The 18,807-nt window shown below is 60.0% G+C and carries 20 protein-coding genes and 1 pseudogene; 6 read left to right on the top strand and 15 right to left on the bottom strand.

Annotated elements, in window-relative coordinates:
- Window positions 1-261 (top strand): hypothetical protein (locus tag AX756_RS26515; protein WP_231701159.1); only part of this gene is annotated, 261 nt, incomplete at its 5' end.
- Window positions 262-691: 430 nt separating this feature from the next.
- On the opposite strand, the pseudogene AX756_RS26510 reads toward AX756_RS26515, so the two are convergent.
- The 14 genes and pseudogenes from AX756_RS26510 to AX756_RS22915 all read right to left on the bottom strand — a co-directional run.
- A pseudogene (locus AX756_RS26510) lies at window positions 692-803 on the bottom strand (transposase); the annotation flags it as partial.
- Window positions 804-1,650: 847 nt separating this feature from the next.
- Complete coding sequence (locus AX756_RS22975) at window positions 1,651-2,451, bottom strand: crotonase/enoyl-CoA hydratase family protein (RefSeq protein ID WP_068317741.1); 801 nt, start codon at window positions 2,449-2,451, stop codon at window positions 1,651-1,653.
- Window positions 2,448-3,731 (bottom strand): CaiB/BaiF CoA transferase family protein, encoded by a 1,284-nt coding sequence (locus AX756_RS22970; RefSeq protein WP_068317738.1) that lies wholly within the window; start codon window positions 3,729-3,731, stop codon window positions 2,448-2,450. The genes AX756_RS22975 and AX756_RS22970 overlap by 4 nt, the downstream gene beginning before the upstream one ends.
- Before the next feature lie 7 nt (window positions 3,732-3,738).
- Complete coding sequence (locus AX756_RS22965; RefSeq protein WP_068317735.1) at window positions 3,739-4,068, bottom strand: NIPSNAP family protein; 330 nt, start codon at window positions 4,066-4,068, stop codon at window positions 3,739-3,741.
- 17 nt (window positions 4,069-4,085) lie between these two features.
- Window positions 4,086-5,522 carry an aldehyde dehydrogenase family protein gene (locus AX756_RS22960; protein WP_068317732.1) on the bottom strand — a complete coding sequence of 479 codons (1,437 nt, stop codon included), beginning with the start codon at window positions 5,520-5,522 and terminating at the stop codon, window positions 4,086-4,088.
- A 30-nt stretch (window positions 5,523-5,552) separates the two neighbouring features.
- A complete protein-coding gene (locus AX756_RS22955; protein WP_082739315.1) occupies window positions 5,553-5,924 on the bottom strand; it encodes a YciI family protein in 372 nt (123 codons plus the stop codon).
- Between the two features lie 68 nt (window positions 5,925-5,992).
- Complete coding sequence (locus AX756_RS22950; RefSeq protein ID WP_068317724.1) at window positions 5,993-6,952, bottom strand: Bug family tripartite tricarboxylate transporter substrate binding protein; 960 nt, start codon at window positions 6,950-6,952, stop codon at window positions 5,993-5,995.
- A 97-nt stretch (window positions 6,953-7,049) separates the two neighbouring features.
- The gene (locus tag AX756_RS22945) at window positions 7,050-8,546 is read right to left on the bottom strand and encodes a tripartite tricarboxylate transporter permease (RefSeq protein ID WP_068317723.1); all 1,497 of its coding nucleotides are present in this window, start codon (window positions 8,544-8,546) and stop codon (window positions 7,050-7,052) included.
- Between the two features lie 2 nt (window positions 8,547-8,548).
- Window positions 8,549-9,013: a tripartite tricarboxylate transporter TctB family protein gene (locus tag AX756_RS22940; protein WP_068317721.1), complete on the bottom strand. Its 465-nt coding sequence runs from the start codon at window positions 9,011-9,013 to the stop codon at window positions 8,549-8,551.
- A gap of 62 nt (window positions 9,014-9,075) precedes the next feature.
- Window positions 9,076-10,110: an Ldh family oxidoreductase gene (locus AX756_RS22935; protein ID WP_068317718.1), complete on the bottom strand. Its 1,035-nt coding sequence runs from the start codon at window positions 10,108-10,110 to the stop codon at window positions 9,076-9,078.
- Complete coding sequence (locus AX756_RS22930; protein WP_068317715.1) at window positions 10,107-10,994, bottom strand: alpha/beta hydrolase; 888 nt, start codon at window positions 10,992-10,994, stop codon at window positions 10,107-10,109. Before AX756_RS22930 ends, AX756_RS22935 begins: the two co-directional genes overlap by 4 nt.
- Before the next feature lie 38 nt (window positions 10,995-11,032).
- On the bottom strand, window positions 11,033-11,590 hold the full coding sequence (locus AX756_RS25310) for an NADPH-dependent FMN reductase (protein WP_163886956.1): 558 nt from the start codon (window positions 11,588-11,590) through the stop codon (window positions 11,033-11,035).
- Window positions 11,591-11,612: 22 nt separating this feature from the next.
- The gene (locus AX756_RS22920; RefSeq protein WP_068317711.1) at window positions 11,613-12,518 is read right to left on the bottom strand and encodes a VOC family protein; all 906 of its coding nucleotides are present in this window, start codon (window positions 12,516-12,518) and stop codon (window positions 11,613-11,615) included.
- 129 nt (window positions 12,519-12,647) lie between these two features.
- Window positions 12,648-13,493, bottom strand: a complete 846-nt coding sequence (locus tag AX756_RS22915; protein WP_068317709.1) for a fumarylacetoacetate hydrolase family protein — start codon at window positions 13,491-13,493, stop codon at window positions 12,648-12,650.
- Between the two features lie 92 nt (window positions 13,494-13,585).
- On the opposite strand from AX756_RS22915, the gene AX756_RS22910 reads away from it, so the two are divergent.
- The 5 genes from AX756_RS22910 (at window position 13,586) to AX756_RS26815 (ending at window position 17,827) form a co-directional block, all read left to right on the top strand.
- Window positions 13,586-14,356: an FCD domain-containing protein gene (locus AX756_RS22910; protein WP_093163408.1), complete on the top strand. Its 771-nt coding sequence runs from the start codon at window positions 13,586-13,588 to the stop codon at window positions 14,354-14,356.
- Between the two features lie 613 nt (window positions 14,357-14,969).
- A complete protein-coding gene (locus AX756_RS22905) occupies window positions 14,970-16,343 on the top strand; it encodes an FAD-binding oxidoreductase (RefSeq protein WP_068317702.1) in 1,374 nt (457 codons plus the stop codon).
- A 205-nt stretch (window positions 16,344-16,548) separates the two neighbouring features.
- Complete coding sequence (locus AX756_RS25875) at window positions 16,549-16,689, top strand: transposase (protein WP_156461642.1); 141 nt, start codon at window positions 16,549-16,551, stop codon at window positions 16,687-16,689.
- Between the two features lie 326 nt (window positions 16,690-17,015).
- Entirely contained in the window at window positions 17,016-17,498 is a 483-nt protein-coding gene (locus AX756_RS26820) for an IS3 family transposase (RefSeq protein ID WP_082739310.1), read from the top strand.
- Window positions 17,441-17,827 (top strand): integrase core domain-containing protein, encoded by a 387-nt coding sequence (locus AX756_RS26815; RefSeq protein ID WP_082739309.1) that lies wholly within the window; start codon window positions 17,441-17,443, stop codon window positions 17,825-17,827. Before AX756_RS26820 ends, AX756_RS26815 begins: the two co-directional genes overlap by 58 nt.
- A 636-nt stretch (window positions 17,828-18,463) precedes the next feature.
- Here the strand turns inward: AX756_RS26815 and AX756_RS22890 are convergent.
- The coding region (locus AX756_RS22890; RefSeq protein ID WP_068317695.1) for an integrase core domain-containing protein at window positions 18,464-18,807 on the bottom strand (344 nt) is incomplete at its 5' end.

The following is an 18,807-nucleotide window of genomic DNA, read 5'->3' as shown; positions in this document are numbered from 1 at the left end:
GCAGATGATCCTGCGGCACGTGATCCTCAAGCGAAAACTCGTAGAACAGTGCTGCCTGAGCTTCCTGCCTCGATCCCATCATCGCGCGTCTCCTCCAATTTCCCTGAAGAAATTGAATCAGCGGTCACAGCACCAAACAAGCAGAGTTTTTCAACAAAATTTCGGCATACTACCCGTTGGTGCGGACAGCAGCATCGGTCAAAAGGGCTCCGAGTCGACTTTCGGCAGCGCAGTGAACATCTCGGATTCAGGCGAATGTGAATGTCGGCTTTTGACGATAACTCGTGAGCGGTTCACGCCTGCAGAGAAAGTCCGGAAATGGAATGTGCCGGCTGCTCCACCGGTCGGTGTTAAACCTCTCGGGTTTTCACCGCGTCAGAGGAGAAGAGGCCTACAGACCTCCAGCGATATTCATGGCCGCCGCCTGACGGAGACCTGCGTCGCTCGCACGGCGGCGTTGGCTTGCGAGGGAAGCATGCGATGATGGCAGACCCGGGCAACCGGGGTTCGACAAAGGTCCTTGAAACGATGCGAGCCTGCGTGAGCTCGTCCATTTGTCTGGCGGTCGAACCGCGGAAACCATCAAGGCCAGCGGCGGCATCGCCGCGAGAACAGGCCGGATACACGACTGCAAGCACCGGTATCCCCATTGTCGCAGAAAACCCTTGCAAGGACGAGGTGGTCCATACACGTCGTTATGCTCGAACATGACAGCGCCGATGAGCCGGGTGATGGACGCTTCGTTGGGGACGATCCCGACCATGTCAGCGCGTCACTTCCTTGTTCGGGCGCTCGATTTGGTTGATCGCGTGTCGTCCGGTTGCTCACTGCCCATCCAACAGTGCGGCGAGATTGAAGGTCGAGGATCACTGCCGGGAAAAACCAGCGTTCCTGCGTCCATACAAAGCTAATGTTACCGGCCGATCTCCGGTTCGGGCGATCTGCCGAGAAGTCGCGATCCATCAGGTTGTGCGCGATGTTGAAGCTGTGCTTGCTGTCTGTCGTGGCCTTGAACTTCTTGCCTCTTTTAACAGATTTTCCCTTCTCACGCATCGGCCTGCCGACACGACGAAGAACGACATGGAGGCCAAGTCCCTTCAACTCCTCGGTCGTGCGTGGGCGGCCATAGCTGCCTAGAGACTGGGCGAAATGCCCGCGAATGTGAGCGGCTAGGTCCACCATGTCCTTGCGCCATCTGTCGCTGAGCGGACGGCGGCGCCAGGCTCGATAATCCCAAGGCTGAAACCCATTGTATCACAGAGTCGGTGCTCCGGGATTTCGTAGCGGAGTTCTTCGACGAAGGCGAACCCCACTTGCTTCTTCCCGCGACGAACACCGTGGCCGTTTTTTCAAATCCCTCTCCTCCCGGAGCCGACGGTTCTCTTTCCGAAGTTCGGCGATCTCGCGTTCAAGATCTGATTGGATCTTGGGTTTCTCAGGACTGCCCTTGTCTTTGGTATCCAACGGCTCAGCTTTAAAAACCCAATCCGAAAATCCGCTGCTGCCTGCTTTCGCGGCGACCCGCTGGTCAATGCTTCGCGCACCGCTGCAGTGCAGCATTCCTCCGTTGGGCGTGATCCTATCTGTGTTCTCCTTTGCGACACGATACGCGGTAAAAGGAGCGGCACAATCCTGCTACAGGTCCACGTTTCAGTCGCCGGTAAATGTGCCGACCCGGCGCTCAAGAAGCGCTGCGACGGCTTCCTCGTGGTCTGCTGTCTGGTGTGCGGCTCCTTGGTAGGCCGCAGATAACTCTAGGACTTGATCGAGCGTGGAAACCGTCCCCTCCCGCATCAGTCGCTTCGTCAAGCGAAGCTGTCTCGGTGGATTTCGGGCGATCCTTTGGGCCAAGGTCATTGCTGTGTCGAACAACTTCTCCGGCGCTGTTACCTGCGAAACAAGGCCCCAGGCCATGGCCGTGTGGGCGTCAACCGGATCAGCCGTGAAGGCCATTTCAGCAGCGCGTGACAGGCCAACCTGACGTGGCAGGATCCATGCCCCGCCATCACCGGAGATAATGCCGACATTCACGAAATTCTCGGCAAATGTCGCAGACTCGGAAGCGATACGAATGTCGCAGAACAACGCAAGGTCGCAGCCCGCGCCGTATGCTGGGCCATTAATCGCAGCGATCAGGGGCACTTCGACGGACCAGACCGCCTTGGCCACGCGTTGTATCCCGGCGCGATAGGCATTGCGCACGGCAATCGCGTCGCCGGCAAAGATGCCTTCCTTGCTGCGCATGTGCTTCAGATTGCCGCCCGAGGAGAAGGCCTTGCCGGCCCCGGTCAGGATCGCGCAGCGGATCGACTGGTCGGCATTGAGCCAGTCCATGGCTGCACAGATCTCGGCCACCATGTCTGTGTCGGTGATCGGGTTGCGCAGCTCAGGCATGTTGAGGGTCAGCGTGGCGATTCCGTCCTCTTGCGTGATCAATAACTTGTCGCTCATGGAGTGCCTCCGGCTTTGGGTTTGGCGCGGGTATCCCCTATCGTGCCATCAGCCATAAGGGCCTCGAGATCGAAGGTGGACGGGTCGAGCAATCGCGACAGGACCGCACCGGTATCCGCGCCGAGATCGGGGGCGGCAAGCGGCGCAACAGCCGGTGTCCGCGATAGCTTCAGAGGAGAGCCGACACCCACCAGCGCGTCGCCATCCGGCGTTGTGGGATATGTCTGCAACCCGCGGAACCGGACGTGGGGATCGGCGAAAACCCGTTCGATGGAGTTGATCGGCCCGACGGGTACATTGGCTGCATTCAGGGTCGTAATCCAATCATCCATGCTGCGCCCGGACATCAGACCCTGCAGGATGGGGATCAACACGTCTCGGTGGCGCACCCGGCCTGGATTGGTGGCAAAGCGCTCGTCTGTCGCCAGCCCCGGCGCCCCGGCCGCCTCGCAAAACCGGGCAAACTGCCCGTCATTTCCCACGGCGAGGATGACGTGACCGTCACTCGCTGCGAACGCCTGGTAGGGAACGATACTGGGATGTGCATTTCCAAGGCGACCCGGCGAGGTGCCGGTGGCCAGGAAATTCATCGCCTGGTTGGCGAGCGTGGCGACCTGAACATCCAGCAAGGACATGTCGATATGCTGCCCTTCGCCGGTGGCATCGCGGTGTCGCAAGGCAGACAGGATGCCGATGACGGCGTAAAGCCCGGTGAGCACGTCTGTGAGCGCCACGCCAACCTTGATCGGTTCCGCACCCGGCGTCCCATCGGCTTGGCCGGTCACGCTCATCAGCCCGCCCATGGCCTGGATCAGGAAGTCGTAACCCGCGCGGTTCGCATAGGGCCCGGTTTGCCCGAACCCGGTGATCGAGCAGTAAACGATATCGGGTTTGATCGCCTCAATGGAGGCATAGTCGAGCCCGTATTTCGCAAGGCCGCCGACCTTGAAATTCTCGATGACCACATCGCATCGGCCAGCCAATGCCTTCAGAACCCGCTGACCTTCCGGCCGGACCATGTCGACCGTGACCGATTTCTTGCTCCGGTTGGCACTATGAAAGTAGGCGGCACCTCGGTCCCTGCCTTGTTGGTCGGTTACGTTTGGCGGGCCCCAACTGCGTGTGTCGTCGCCCACGCCGGGACGTTCGATCTTGATCACCTCAGCCCCCATATCTGCAAGGATCTGCGTGGCCCAAGGGCCCGCAAGGATCCGGGTCATGTCCAGCACGCGCAGTCCGGACAGGGCGGCTCCGGGCGCGGTCTTTGGGGTCTCGGTCATGTTCCACCTAGCGCATGGCGGAAAAAGCGGTTGGCGCGAGGAAACTGGACGCGATATTGGCGACCACCTCTCCATGCTCTTCTTGATGCGCCGCGCGCGCCCCGAGCCATTCGGGATCGCTGGCGAAGGTTTCCCAGAGCCGCTCGCGTTCCTCAAGTGACTCCCAGGCCAGGAAATAGGTCAGGTCGTGGTTCGAGGGGCCGACAAGCGTGGTGAAAAAGCCCACCGGGCGCAGACCGATCCGCTCCCATATCCGGAGAGTCGAGCTCTCGAACCGCTTCAGCAGTCCAGGCATACCGCCGGGAACGCAGGAATAGACGCGCATCTCGTAGATCATGGATTGTCCTTCCAGGGTCAGGCCAGTGTGTAGGCAGTTTTAACTGTGGTGAAGAATTCGGCGGCATAGCGGCCCTGTTCGCGCGGCCCATGACTGGACGCCTTGCGCCCGCCGAAGGGCACGTGAAAATCGACGCCTGCGGTTGGCAGGTTGACCATCACCATGCCGGCCTCGGCGTTGCGCTTGAAATGCGTGGAATATTTCAGGCTGGTGGTGGCTATGCCAGCGGACAAGCCGAATTCGGTATCATTGGCTACGCTGAGCGCCTCGTCATAGTCCTTGACCGCGATTACCGCGGCCACGGGGCCAAAGATCTCCTCGCGCGCAATTCTCATCTGGTTGGTGCAATCGGCAAACAGGGCAGGCATCTGGAAATAGCCCTCGGTGTCTCGGCTCACGCGATCGCCCCCTGCCATCAGACGGGCGCCCTCATCCTTGCCGATCTCGATGTATTTCTCGTTTTGAGCAAGTTGGCTCTCGTCGACAACCGGGCCAATCAGAGTCTCGGGTGCAAGGGCGTTGCCCACGCGCAAGCCTGCCATTCGTTCGGTCATCTTGTCGAGAAACGCGCCCTCGATGGCCTCCTCGACGATGATCCGGGATGACGCAGTGCAGCGCTGACCTGTCGAGAAGAACGCGCCGTTGATGACGCAATCGACGGCCACTTCCAGATCGGCGTCGGCCAGGACGACGAAAGGGTTCTTGCCGCCCATCTCCAGTTGCACCTTGCGCATGAGTTGCGCGGATTTCGCGGCCAGCGCGGCCCCCGTCGGAACGGAACCGGTGAAGGTCAGGGCCGCGACGTCCGGGCTGTCGACGATGGTTTGGCCGACGACCGATCCACGCCCCATTACCAGGTTCAGAACCCCGTCCGGCAGGCCGGCACGCCGCAGGATGTCTACCAGCGCCCAGGCACAACCAGGCACCAGGTCGGCCGGCTTGAAAACCACCGTGTTGCCGTAGCAAAGCGCAGGCGCCAGCTTCCACGCTGGGATTGCGATAGGGAAATTCCATGGCGTGATGATTCCAACAACGCCCATGGGTTCCCGCGTGATCTCGACGCCGACACCGGGCCGAATGGAAGGTAGGACTTCGCCTGTCTGACGCAGTGCCTCTCCCGCGAAAAAGTCGAATATCTGGGCGGCGCGGACCGTTTCACCGATGCCCTCGGCCAGGGTCTTGCCTTCCTCGCGCGACAGCAACCGCCCCAGTTCCTCCTTGCGAGCCAGAATCTCGTCGGACGCCGCGCGCAACACAGCGTGCCGTTCCAATGGGGTCGAGCGGGACCACGCAGGGAAAGCCGCCTTGGCGGCATCAATCGCCATTCGGGTCTGCGCGGCGCTGGCTCGAGCATAGAGGCCCACGATATCCATTGTGTCGGACGGGTTGATGTTGGGCGCTGCGTCCCCAGCGACCCAGTCGCCTCCGACAAGGTTCGGCTTCGGTTCTGACATGACTGTCTCCGGTGGTTCGGGGTGTTTGGATCAGCCGATGACTGCGGTCTGATCGGAGTATCTGACGGTCACGGTCATCGCGCCTTCGTTGAGCATCCAGCGATGCAAGCTGTACTGGCGTAGCCCCGCGGCATGAAAAGGATCGGCATCGGCCAATGCACGAGCTTCGGCTTCATCCGGGGCGCGCACGATAATCATGCCTCCGGTGGGGGTGGTTCCACCGTCTTCAAAGATCGGGCCTGCGCCGAAAAGGGTTCCCTCGCGTTCCATCGCGATCTGGTAGTCGAGATGCGCGGGCAAAAGGTCCTGCATTCCGGGGCCACGGGCAGGTCTCGTCGTGATGACCCAGAGGGACTGGCGAAGCATCGTGGCGTAGAGTTCTTCCGGGGTTTTCGTAGTCATGCCGCCCTCATGGTCTTGATGATGTGAGAACGGCACACGGCAACAGGATCACCGTGCGCCGAAATGGTTTAGCGCCGCTCGATACCTGCGGCCTCGATGACCTCGCTCCAGACCGCAATCTGGCGCTCGATCAGCGCTTTCAGTTCCTCACTGGTAGAACCGCCCGGAGCCGCACCAAGGGCTGCGATTTTTTCCTGAACGTCAGGCTGCGCAAGGGCTTTTCCGATAGAAGTGGACAGGATCTCCACAACATCATCCGGCACGCCGGCGGGGGCGCCAAGACCAGTCCAGGAAACGACATCAAAGCCCGGCGCAACCGTTTCATTCAGCGTCGGAACATCCGGCGCATCGGGCCAGCGCTCGGCCGAGGTCACGGCAAGGATATCATAGACTCCCGCTTCGGCCTGACCGGAGATCACGGTGCCGGTGTCGATGATCACGTTGACTTCGCCGCCCATCAAGGCGGTCGAGGCCGCTGCGCCCCCTTTGTAGGGTACATGGATGAACTCGGCACCTGTCTGCAGACCCAGAAGCTCCCCGGTCAGGTGCTGGGTCGAGCCGACGCCGGAATGGCCGATCACGATGCTGCCCGGTTCGGCTCGTGCAGCTTCGATCAGGGCCGTGATGGATTCGTACTCACCGGCGCGCGCGGCGACGAAGAACGGGAACTGCCCCAGGGTCGAAAGAAAGGTAAAATCATTCACAGAGTCGTAGGGCAGTTCGTTATAGAGCGCCGCGGCAACCGCATGCCCGCCGACAAGCAACTGCATCGTGTAGCCATCAGGCGCTTCGCTGGCCACATAACCCGAAGCCACGGTGCCACCTGCGCCAGGACGCGACTCCACGACGACGGGCTCTCCCAGATCCGCCGAGATAGCCTCGGCCATGATGCGGGACACGGTGTCAGCATTTCCGCCCGCGCCGAAGCCGTGAACGATCCGCATCGCGCGTTCGGGGAAATCCTGTGCGAATGAAGGCGCGGCCAGCGCCAGCGTCAGCGGCAAAGCGACGAGTAGTTTCTTGATCATTGTCATCCTCCCAAGTTTTTCGGACGTCCTGTTTTTTATGGCCTCGGACCTCCCTTCGGCCTAATACGCGCCCTCTGTCGGGCACGGACTTTCCCGGTCACGACAGCACCCGGGCGGTTTTTCGCCGGGCTTTGATACTCGACCGAATTGCAAACACGACCAGCACCACCGAACACGTAACGAGAATCGCGCTGATAGGGCGGGTCACGAAAACCGTGAAATCACCACGATAGATAAGCATTGCGCGCCGGAAGTTGTCCTCAAGCAGTGGCCCAAGGACAAAGCCCAGAAGCACGGGTGCTGGTTCGAACCGGTAGTTCTTCATGACATAACCCAGAATGCCGAAGGCCAGCGTGAGAACCACATCGGTGACACTGGTACGGTGCGAATATACGCCTACGCAGATCATCACGATGATCACCGGATAAAGCTTCTGGTACGGGATGCGCAGCAACAGAACCCAAAGCCGGATCAACGGTATGTTGATCAGCAGCAAGATGATGTTGCCGACAAAGAAGCTCGCGATGACGCCCCAGAACAGCTCGGGCTGATCGACCATCAGACGCGGACCGGGGATTATACCGTTCAGGATCAGCGCACCGATGATCAGCGCCATGACGGCATCGCCGGGAATGCCAAGGGTGAGCGTTGGGATGAACCCGGTCTGTGCCGCAGCGTTGTTGGCGGATTCTGGCCCGGCAAGGCCCGGCAGGTGCCCGGTCCCGAATTTCTCTGGCGTGCGTGAAACGCGCTTTTCGATCGCATAGGCCATGAAGGACGCAATCGCCGCTCCGGTTCCCGGCAGGGCGCCGAAGAAACTGCCGATGCTGGAGCCGCGCAGGATGGGCAACCCAAGGGTTCGCGCCTCGGCTCTTGTCGGGATCACATCGCGCATCCGGATAGACATAACGCGGCCCGGTGTGCTTCGGACAGCCGCGTTGCGGATGATCTCGCTGACACCGAACAGACCCATTGCAAGCGACACCAGGCTGATTCCGTCGGCCAGTTCGGGTATCGCGACAAAGCGGTAATAGCCGGTTGTCTGGTCGGCGCCGACAAGTCCCAGCGCGATCCCCAGAACCACCATCGCGAACGACCGGATCTGTGACCCGGTCCCGATCAGCGAGGCGGCCAGCAATCCAAGGATGACCAGCATCGCGTATTCCGGCGCACCGAAGCGCAAGGCGATTATTGTCATCGGGATCGCGGCCAGAACCAAAATGGCAACGCCAACCATGCCCCCGGCAAAGGAGGACAGCGCCGCCACGAACAATGCCAGGCCCCCACGGTTGCTCTTCGACAACGGGTAACCTTCGAGGCAGGTCACGACCGACGACGGCGTGCCGGGTAAATTCAGCAGAATGGAGGCGATCGACCCGCCATATTGCGAGCCGTAATAGATGCCGGCCAACATGATCATTGACGTGGTCGCATCGAGATAGAAGGTCACCGGCAGCAACAACGAAATTGCGGTGATGGCTCCGATTCCTGGCAATACACCGATCAACTGGCCGATAAAGACCCCGATGAACGCATACATCAGTATATGCGGTTGCAGGACGACACCTAGGCCAAGGAGGAACTGATCAATCATCGTTACCTCCAGAACGCCGGGATCGGCAGTTCGAGGGCTACAACGAACAGGAGCCATCCGCCTAGCGTCGCCAGGGTCGCGTATACCAGTATGTTCAGTGGGCGTGCGTCGAAATCCGCTAACATCGAGACGGCGACTGCTAGGAACATGGACGGAACAAGGCCCACCCTATCCACAACGGATGCAAAAATGAGGATCGCCGCAGATACGAAGATCAGGCCGCGCCAGTGCATTTTCTCGCCACGCGCATGGCTCGGGGCCGATAAGTCGATGGCAATGATCGCAGCAGCCAGCGCACAGATCACGAACCCAACCACGCGCGGGATGAAACCTGGCCCCATCTGAGTCAGTCTGCCGACAGGGTAATTCCAGGCCACGACGAGGATAATAAGCCCGATCAGCAGAAGCACGCCACCGCTCGAGGCACGCTTTGCGATGGATGGTTGTACTTGGTCTACGCCTTGCATTTTGCCCCTCCCTGTTGGCGTCGATGCGTCGTGACTGTCGTGGTCTCGCGGAACCTTTGCCGCTAAGGGGGCGGCATGGATGTCGGTGCGGCAATGCCGAACTTGGCGGCCATGTCGGCCAGTCGGTTGAGCGTGCCCTCCGCAATCGGAATGCCCGTCTTATTGCGTTCTTCGGCAAGCCGAAATCCGCGCTCACCCGGCATCAGGATTTGCTCCGTGCCCGGTGCTTTAGGTAGCGCCTTGAGGCTGCTGGCCAATTTAGCGATCTGGCTGGCAAAAACTTCAGGATCCGAAAATGCCTCAATTCTGATGGCCAGTGCAGCGCCGTTCATTGCGCCCTTGCCCCCCGACAAGACGCCCGAGATTGCAGGATTGGAGACCAGAACGCTGGCCAGTATCTCGATCATCAGCGACAATCCCGATCCCTTGGGACCGCCAAGCGGCGTCAGGGTCGAGACTTTCGCGGGGTCGGTCGCCGGCGCGCCGTTGGCGTCGATGGCCCAACCTTCCGGGATCGACCTGCCCGCATCCCTGGCGTGCATGATCTTGCCAAGCGCCACGGTCGATGTGGACATATCCAGCAACAGCGGCAATCCGCGACCGGGGACTGCGATCGAGATCGGGTTGGTCGACAGCCCGGCAACCCGTGCGCCATGATAGGCCATCAAGGGGCCCGAGGCGGTCATTACAATACCCAGATATCCCCGCTCGGCCGCCCGCAGAGCGAAATAACCTACCGCGCCCGCATGGGTGATGTTGCGCGCCGAGCACCAGCCAATCCCAAGGCGGCTGGCGATTTCCACCGCCGTATCTGTCGCGGTCACCATCGCTGAAGGCCCCGGAGCGCGGGCTGCTTCAACCACCGCGACTGCGCCCTCTTGCGACACGACCGACGGAACGGCGGCGGGATCGATCATGCCCTTCTCGACCATTTCTCCATAGCGCGGGATGCGCAGGACACCATGGGAATCCGCACCTCGAGCGTTCGCCCAGACAAGGATATCCGCTGTCCGCTCCGCGTGACGCGGCGAATAGCCGGCCGCATGCAACAGCGCTTCGGCATAATCCTTCAGATCCTCGGCACGAAACCGGGTCATGCGTGGTCGCCAAGCGGTGTCGGGAAGAATTTCTTCAACCAAGCAGAGATCAACGCGCGCGTGTAGGGTGCGTCTTCATCGGATAACGGGAAATGAGACACCCCGGTCGGGATCATCAGCTCGGCATTGGCGCCGGCCTTCTGGAACAGGCTGATGGATTGTTCCATCGGCGTGATGACATCGCCAGCCGTATGGAACAGCAACAGCGGCCGCGGAGCGATATCGGCCACGACATCCTCGGCGCGGAAATGATACATGCTGATCGCAGTTTCCACGGGGACCTCGAACTGTGCATGAGGCGACAGGTTCTTGCGCAACTCCTCGGGGATCGGAACCACATCGAAGCGCGACACCCACATGCTTTCGCCGGTCTCGGCAAGGTGACGGCGCCCCTCGTCCAATATGCCGGTGAACTTGGCCCAAGCCTCTGGCGTGGGGTGCTGGCCACGGAATTTCCGCTCGCCGTCGCCCCATCCGCATAGCGACATGACACAAGCCACGCGCCGATCCACCCCACCGGTAAAGATCGCGACGGCCGCGCCAAAGCTGTGCCCGGTCAGGCCGATGCGGTCTGGATCCACCTCTTCGCGTTCGGAGATAAACGTCAACGCATTGCGGGTGTCGGCCACCTGATCGAAACACCGGACCTCACCGCGCGCGCCATCGCTTTGCCCGCAGCCGCGAAAATCTATACGGAACACGCAATAGCCCATCTCTTCGATCATCCGTGCGACCAGTTCGACATGGGATTTGTCCTTGGTTCCAACGAACCCGTGCAAGACAATGAAGGTCGGCAGTCTCTGACCGGGTTTGCGCCCTTCGGGCACATGCAGAACGCCGGACAGCTTCAATCCATCAGACATGAAGGAAAGCGGATATTCCATGAGTCGCGCCCTTTCTTCGGATAGTATCGAGGTCGCGCTCAGGCGCGGCGCCAAGATTGACTAAATGCTTGGAACGCGGACAGGTGGCCGCGAAGGAAGGTTTCGGTTTCGGTGTTCGTGATCTGGCCCGCCTCTACATCCACCTTGCCCTTGGCGCCCGCGATCTGGACCTCGGGCTTGGCCATGATAATCACCTCTTGGCAGTGCAACGTTTGGCGCAGGCTTTCATGAACACGCGCGCCGCCGAGAAGACCGGGCGAAACGCTCCAGATCGCAGCCGGCTTGCGCGCCAGCGGATTGGGGTTCACACGCGAAAGCCAGTCAATTGCGTTCTTCAGCCCGCCAGGGATCGACCAGTTGTATTCGGGCGTAACGATCAGCAACGCGTCCACACCCTCGACCGCTGAAATCATGGCGGCCGCGGAATCGGGCATTCCTTCGTCCAGAATGTCCTGGTTGAACAGTGGAAGACTACCCGGGTTGGGCAAAGCCACAGCCTGCATCCCTACCGGAACGAGGCCCGCAGATGCGCGCGCCACCGCCCGCGATAACGACGCACGCCTCAAGGAACCTTCGAGAATTCCAATCTTGATCACGAGTCTACCCTTTTCAGTTCGTTCATGCGGCCGGGGAGGCCCAGGGGAACCTGTGCTCGCGCCACGGCAGCGGCGCAGGCTCGCCCCAGACATTCATGACGCGCACGTTGTCGGGCCGCTTGAGCGCGGTAATCACGTTGGGCTCATAGCGGTCATCATCGTTGATCAGCGCCATGTTGCCTGCGCATTCCACCATCGCGCCGCAGGCGTCGATGTAGTAGGCGAAGGTGTTGTCACCCGGCCGGTGACGGCCTGGTCCCCAGATGAAATTCTTTTCGATCGTGTCCAGCAGATCGCCCAGGCGGCAATAATCTGAGAATTCCGCGACTTCCCAGGAATAGTGATGTAAGCCTGTTTCGCCCCGCACGATTCCGAGAATATGGTGCAGACGGTTTGCGCCCCGCATCCAGCTCAGCCCATCATCAACCATCCTCTCGGACAAGCGCATCCCCATGATCGTCTCCATTTGGGCACGGGTCTGGACCGGGTCGGGCGAAGTGATGTTCACATGGTCGATCCGCAGCGGGCCCATCCCGGTGGTCGCGTGGCGGTTGCCGTAGATTTCTGTTGCAACGGGGCTGTGGAGTTCGAACGTATGCCCTTGGGGCGTCACGAAGCTCACCCCGGTCACGCAACAATCAAGACTGGGTTGCTCGGACAGAAGCGAGCACCCAGCTTCGGCAACACGACTTGCTGCCTGTGCAACCGCTGCCTCCGAGACAGCCTCGAAGCCGATTGACCGGGTCGAATTCTCCTGAGCCTCATGAAGCACCAGCTCGGCCATGCGTCCATTGGACGACAACCAGACACATCCGGCCTCTTCCCGTGTCACGCGAAGCCCAAGAATATCGCATGACTCACGGACTAGTGCGTCGACATCAACCACGTTCAACTGAACGTGCCCGACCGAATTCACCAGATAACCCATAGCTCTCTCCCCTTGGCCCCGGTTTATTCTTGCTAGCACGCAGTTTCGGCAATCGCAATTATTTTCGAAAATTTTTCATTAATTGAAAATACCGAGATTATCCACGGCCGTGGCAGGGGCCTGGTAACCTTATTTTTCAGCTTCCACGGTGTTGGACAGGACGCCGATCCCCTCGATCTCTACATCCACGACGTCACCGGGCTTTAGGAATTCAGGCGGCATACGCTTGCTGCCGAATCCGGCACAGGTTCCTGTTACGATCACGTCGCCCGGCTCAAGCGGTGCGAAAGTTGAGATGTAAGAAATCAGATAGGGGATATCGAAAATCATCCGCGATGTATCGGTGCGCTGTTTTTCGACGCCATTGACACGGGTCACCAACGACACACACTTGTGAGGAATAGGCAGGTCAGCCGCTTCCACCATCCAGGGCCCGAATGCACCGGTTCCGGAAAAGTTTTTGCCGGGTGTGAACTGGTGACTGTGCTTTTGCCAATCCCGTACGCTGCCGTCGTTATAGATCGAATAGCCCGCTACATGGGCCATCGCCCCTTCAGCCGGAATGTGCCGGCCACCCGTTCCGATAATCACCGCCAGTTCGCCTTCGAAATCCAACTTTTCCGAAGATCGGGGCTGAATCAGGGGCGCATCATGGGCAATCTGCGAGGATGGCAGGCGAAGGAAAAGAACAGGATATTCAGGAATGTTCTCCGGTAGGGTAGAATCCTCGCGATAATTTATCGCCGCCATGACGATCTTGTCGGGGTTTGGAATCACCGGGGCCAGTTCGACCTCATCGAAACCCAACTCGGCCCCATCGATGCCGGCGAGCAGCTCCCGTGGTCTTCCCGCTGCAATGAAGGATCTCAGATCTGCATACTTACCGTTGGAGCGCGCCCCTAGGTCTACAATACCCTGGTCTGAGACCGCTCCCCAGGACGCCTGTCCGTTCAGCACGAAAGACAACAGCTTCATTCGTAACTCTTTCCTTTTTCGAAAATACGAATACTATTGAAAGTCTAGTACGTGAACCCCTATTCTCGATCACGGTGTTGCTTGGCGATCGGATGGGGTATTCGAAAACCCGGGGCGCCAGCTGCATGGCGCTACGAATCCGCCGATCTATTATGGAGCGACGTGTGACCTCAGGCACCCTGAACCCGACAAGCGGCCCGTCTTCGCGATCCGAGGCATCCAGTTCACGAGATGTTCTAACACGCCTACGCACGGACATCGTCAGCAGCGTATTCGGGCCGGAAACCCGCCTGAAATTCGCGGACATGACGAAGCGCTATGATGTCAGCATCGGCACCTTGCGAGAGGCGCTTTCGCAACTTTCCTCGGAAGGGTTCGTTACGGTTGAGGCCGGCAAAGGTTTCAAGGTGTCGCCGGTTTCAGCCGTGGAGCTCATCGAGATTACCGATCACTTCATCAGCTTTGAGAAGCGCGCGGTGCGGGAGGCCATTGTCCATGGCGGCGAGGACTGGGAAGCCAACATCGTCGCCGTGCACCATCGCCTGAGCCTTATCGAGGGGTTGCCGTGGGAGCGGCGCATGGAACGGCATTCCGAATGGGTCGAGCGCCACCGCGAGTTTCACGAGGCCATAGTCGCAGCCTGCCCGGGGCGTTGGCTGTTTCGGTTGCGCTCCATCATGTTTGACCAACTCGATCGATATCGCTTTGTGACAAAGCGGGCACCGGAGGGTCTTGGCGGACGGAAATTCGAGGAGCACCGCGAAATCATGATGGCGACGCTCGCCCGCGATGCCGATCTCGCCTCCGCCTTGATCGAGCAGCACATTCGCGACACCTCCGAGCGCGCGCTCAAATTGCTATGACCGAAAAGAGGCTAGAGACATTCAAAGGTATTCTCGCAATTCTGAGCTTGCGACGGTGCGTGGCAGCCATCCGGCGATCTGTGCCTGACGATCTCATGGTAGACCATTGCTCCAAGGCGCGCCCAGGAAAAGCAGGCCAAGCAGCGGGCCTGTATGCTCAAACCGTTGCAAATTCCCCGAAACGGCACGCATTCCAAAGCCACGAAAACTCCCGTTCAATTCAACGGCACGAGCAAGGAACGCCCCGGGTGCGACACGTGCTAAACGAGACGGTTGGCGCAAAGCCTTTCCCTGGATTGCAGGAGGTGATTGTAGTCCGTGGACGTGTAGCTGGTCGAGTAGGAACTCGTAGCAAGCTTTCGCGCCTAGAGTGCACAGATACCCTCGCGGTGGCGCTCCCATGGGCCGAGCGCGCTGGCATCCTTTTCGCCAACCATCCGCAATCGTTCCTTTGGCAGACAACTCGCGATGTGCCGGGGCAAGGTGTTCCCAAAGCTGCTTTTTTTCATGTGAGCAAGGCCACCGCAGCAAGGAGTTCCTTTGAGTGTTGCACTGAGCATGACACCATCCGGAATCGTGGAACTTCTATGACCTTTGGGCGGGACCTTCCGAGATGACCAGTTTCATGGAGGTGCTGTCGGGTGCCCTGCCTACAAACGCCATTTTGACGGGCGACGTCGCGGCCCCATACCTGACTGACTGGATGGGTGAACTCAAAGGCGAAGCTCTGGCCGTTCTACGCCCTTCCACGGCACAGGAGGTGTCGCGGATTGTCACGATATGTCGCGATGCGGGTGTCGTGATCGTGCCGCAAGGCGGCAATACTGGTTTGGTCGGCGCGGCCACGCCCGTCACCAAACGCGCCGCTGTCGTTGTGCAATTGGGCCGGATGAATCGTATTCGCAGGGTCGATGCACGCGATAATGCCGCGACTGTGGAGGCGGGATGCGTGCTTGCAACTCTACAGGCGGCGGCCGAGGCGGAGGACCGGCTTTTTCCGTTGTCTCTCGGTTCGGAAGGCTCGGCGCAAATCGGTGGGTTGATCGCTACGAATGCAGGCGGAACCATGGCGTTGCGTTGGGGCATGATGCGCGATCTTGTGCTCGGCTTGGAGGTGGTGCTGCCAGACGGACGCATATGGTCGGACCTGTCCAGTCTGCGCAAACGCAACCTTGGGATCGATCCCAAACATCTCTTTATCGGCGCCGAGGGAACGACCGGCATCGTGACCGCAGCGGTCTTGAAGCTGGTGCCGCGCCCCGCCGCCCGAGCGACCGCCTGGCTCGCCCTGTCTCGCCTTGAGGCCGGCCCGGAATTTCTCAGCCTTGCGTTGCAACATGCCGGCGGCGCGGTCGATGCCTGTGAATTGATCCCGCGCCAGGGACTCTCTTTCGCCTCCGCCCACGTCGATAGCGCACAGTCGCCGCTCGATCCCACGCCAGACTGGGCCGTCCTTATGGAGATCAGTGGGCCGGACGCGGAACGCCTCCAGGAGACCTTGATGAGTCTCTTGGAGGTTGCGATGGATCGAGACCTGGTCTGTGATGGTGTCGTCGCCGCCAGTGAGGGCCAGAGACGATACCTCTGGTTTCTACGTGAGGCTATCGTCGAGGGGCAGCGCCTGGCAGGATTTCAGATCAAGCACGACATCGCGGTGCCAGTTGCCGAGGTTCCAGAATTCATTCGGGTGGCCAGCGATCGGGTATCAAAGCTTGATGCACATGTGTTGGTTTCGGCGTTCGGCCATTTGGGAGATGGGAACATTCACTTCAATCTTTCGCCGAGCGCGAGTGCTGATCCGGCGGACCTCTCAAAATGTGTATATGGCACCTGCCTTGAGTTTGGCGGAACAATCAGCGCCGAGCACGGCTTGGGGCGAAAAAAGAAAAAGATCGCCAAAGACCTGCAAGCGGTACAAACCTGCCCGTTCGAAATCGAGTCACTCCTCGACCCACAGCGCATTCTAAATCCTCTTTCCGAATCGTGACGGCCTCAGAAGAACCCGAACTGAGGATGCAATGTCGCAGAGAGGCGGCTCGACGCTTGACGCCACTATTTCGTCATTGGCAGGCGGCGCGGACCATCTCGGCGGTGCCGAATGCGTTGAAGTGGCCCATCGGCACGGCGATATGGGATATGTGGCCGCCCTCCAAAACTGGGCCAATGTTTGGACCACGAATAGGGGACGGGAGATGGCTCGGAAACGGTATTCGGACGAGGACGTCCTCAAGCTGCTGCGTGAGATCGAGTTGAAGCTGGCGGATGGTGATGACGTGCGAACGGCCTGTCGTTCGGTCGGTGTCAGCGACGCAACCTACTACAATGAGCCATAGACGCGCCATTGGTCCGAGCGACAATGGCGAATGCGGCGTCGGTTCGGCGGGATGGGTAGGTGTCAGCTGTCGGAAATGCGCAATCTTGAGAAAGAGAACGCCCGGCTGAAGAGTTCAAGGGACCGTGGCCGCAGCGCGGCCGCGTAAGCCCGCAGAACCGTGGCAGAGTTGGAACTCGACAAGCTCATTCTCAAGGAAAGCCTGAACCACCTAAAGCCGAGCGCCTGACGACGAGCCAGCTTCGTCAGGCCGTCATTCACACGCGTCAGAAACTCGCCACGTCCGAACGCCGGACCTGCAAGGTGATCGGACTTGCCCGCAGTTCCATGCAGTACCGGGCTGTCGAACAGAACGACGATGAGCTGCGGCTTGCCATGATCCGACTGGCGAAGAGCTATGGGCGTTATGGCTATCGAAAGGTGGCAGAGTTGCTGCGGGTCGAGGGCTGGCGCGTCAACCACAAGAAGGTGGAGCGGCTCTGGGGCGAGGAAGGCCTCCAGCAGCCGCAGCGTCACAAGAAGAAGCGCCGCCTCTATCACAAGGACAGCTCGATCATTCGATTGAGACCGACGCACACCAATCACGTCTGGAGCGTCGATCCTCGCCATTGTCGCTCGGACCAATGGCGCTCTCAATGGCTCGATGCACGAGAAGCTCAGCAATGGACGCAGCTACAAGATGCTGACGGTTCTGGACGAATACACCCGTCAGGCATTGGCGGTGGAAGTGCGGACCAGGATGGGATCAGAGGATGTTCTGGAGGTGCTGTACGGGCTGTTCTTGCGCCACGGCAAACCCGAATACGTTAGTAGCGAGCCGCCAGTGGATTGCGCCACTGGTCCGAGCGACCACAGGCGGCGGCCCGGAGTTCGCATCAGTAGCGACGCAGGGCTGGTTCGAGAAGGTGGGTGTGAAGCCCATCCGGATCTATCCGGGATCACCCTGGGAGAACGGATACAACGAGCGGTTCAACGGAACGCTACGCCGGGAAATCCTCAATGCCGAATGGTTCACGACGACCAGACAGGCCCAGATCGTCATCAACTGCTGGCTCAGGCAGTACAACCACACCCGCCCGCATCAAGCACTCGGAATGCGGCCTCCTGTGCCTGAAACCCTATCAAGAAGTGGCCCATAGAAATGGGGCTGGACACGGCGCCCCTGGGAATCCTATCGGCGGAGCTTCCGCGCATCGCCGGCCTGGACAACGGTGTTCCTGCCCTTTTCCGGGTTCGCGCCGCATCGGACGGACCGGCCGTTGAACCTGTCGCGTCTCCGCCGCATCGGGATAGTCGCCATCGGGCGTGCGTTCGAAGCCGATATCGCGGTCGCCGACATCCGTTTCTATGCTTCGCAGGAGGCGAGCTGACACAACGGCGGATGCTTCATCTCAAGGTGGGGCGAATTCCGCGTGACAAGGTGGATTCCACCAGCTGGAGTCCGCAGGTGGATTTTACAGTTTTGGTCAAGAATCCACCCCGTGCGGCCGCATTTATTGCGTAACAGATTGTAAATAATGTGCTTCTCATGAGTCGCTCGCGAAGGTGGATTCCGGGTGGATTCCCCGGTGAAATCCACTGTCGCTGGCGATCTTCTGCGCTCAGCCCCCCCGCATACACTCGGCCCCAGGAGGAACCCTCGGAGGGGGGGTAACGCAAAACGCCCGGAGCGTTGTTCTCCGGGCGTTCTCCTGCGATGATTGATGTATGAGTCAAGAGGGGCAGCAATGTCAATGTGAACCGCGCCGAGTTTGCCGGAGGCTGGTTTGTTTGAGTCACGCCACCATAGCGAGCTCGTCTGATTGTGCATAGAAGCGGGCTTCCGCTTCGGCGGGCGGGACGTTTCCGATGGGTTCGAGCAGGCGCCGGTTGTTGAACCAGTCGACCCATTCCAGCGTCGCGAACTCGACCGCTTCGAAGCTGCGCCATGGCCCGCGCCGGTGGATGACCTCGGCTTTGAAGAGGCCGATCACGGTCTCAGCCAGAGCATTGTCATAGGAATCTCCAACACTGCCGACGGACGGCTCGATGCCAGCTTCATCCAGCCGTTCGGAGTATTTGATCGACACATACTGGGCGGATTCAACCGGTCGTCGCAACACCCCATTGTTGGAGGTCC

It is taken from the genome of Aliiruegeria sabulilitoris (genome assembly GCF_001558155.1).
Taxonomy (GTDB): domain Bacteria; phylum Pseudomonadota; class Alphaproteobacteria; order Rhodobacterales; family Rhodobacteraceae; genus Tropicimonas; species Tropicimonas sabulilitoris.
Note: the sequence above shows the minus strand (reverse complement) of the source record. Positions and strands in the feature narration are given on the sequence as shown.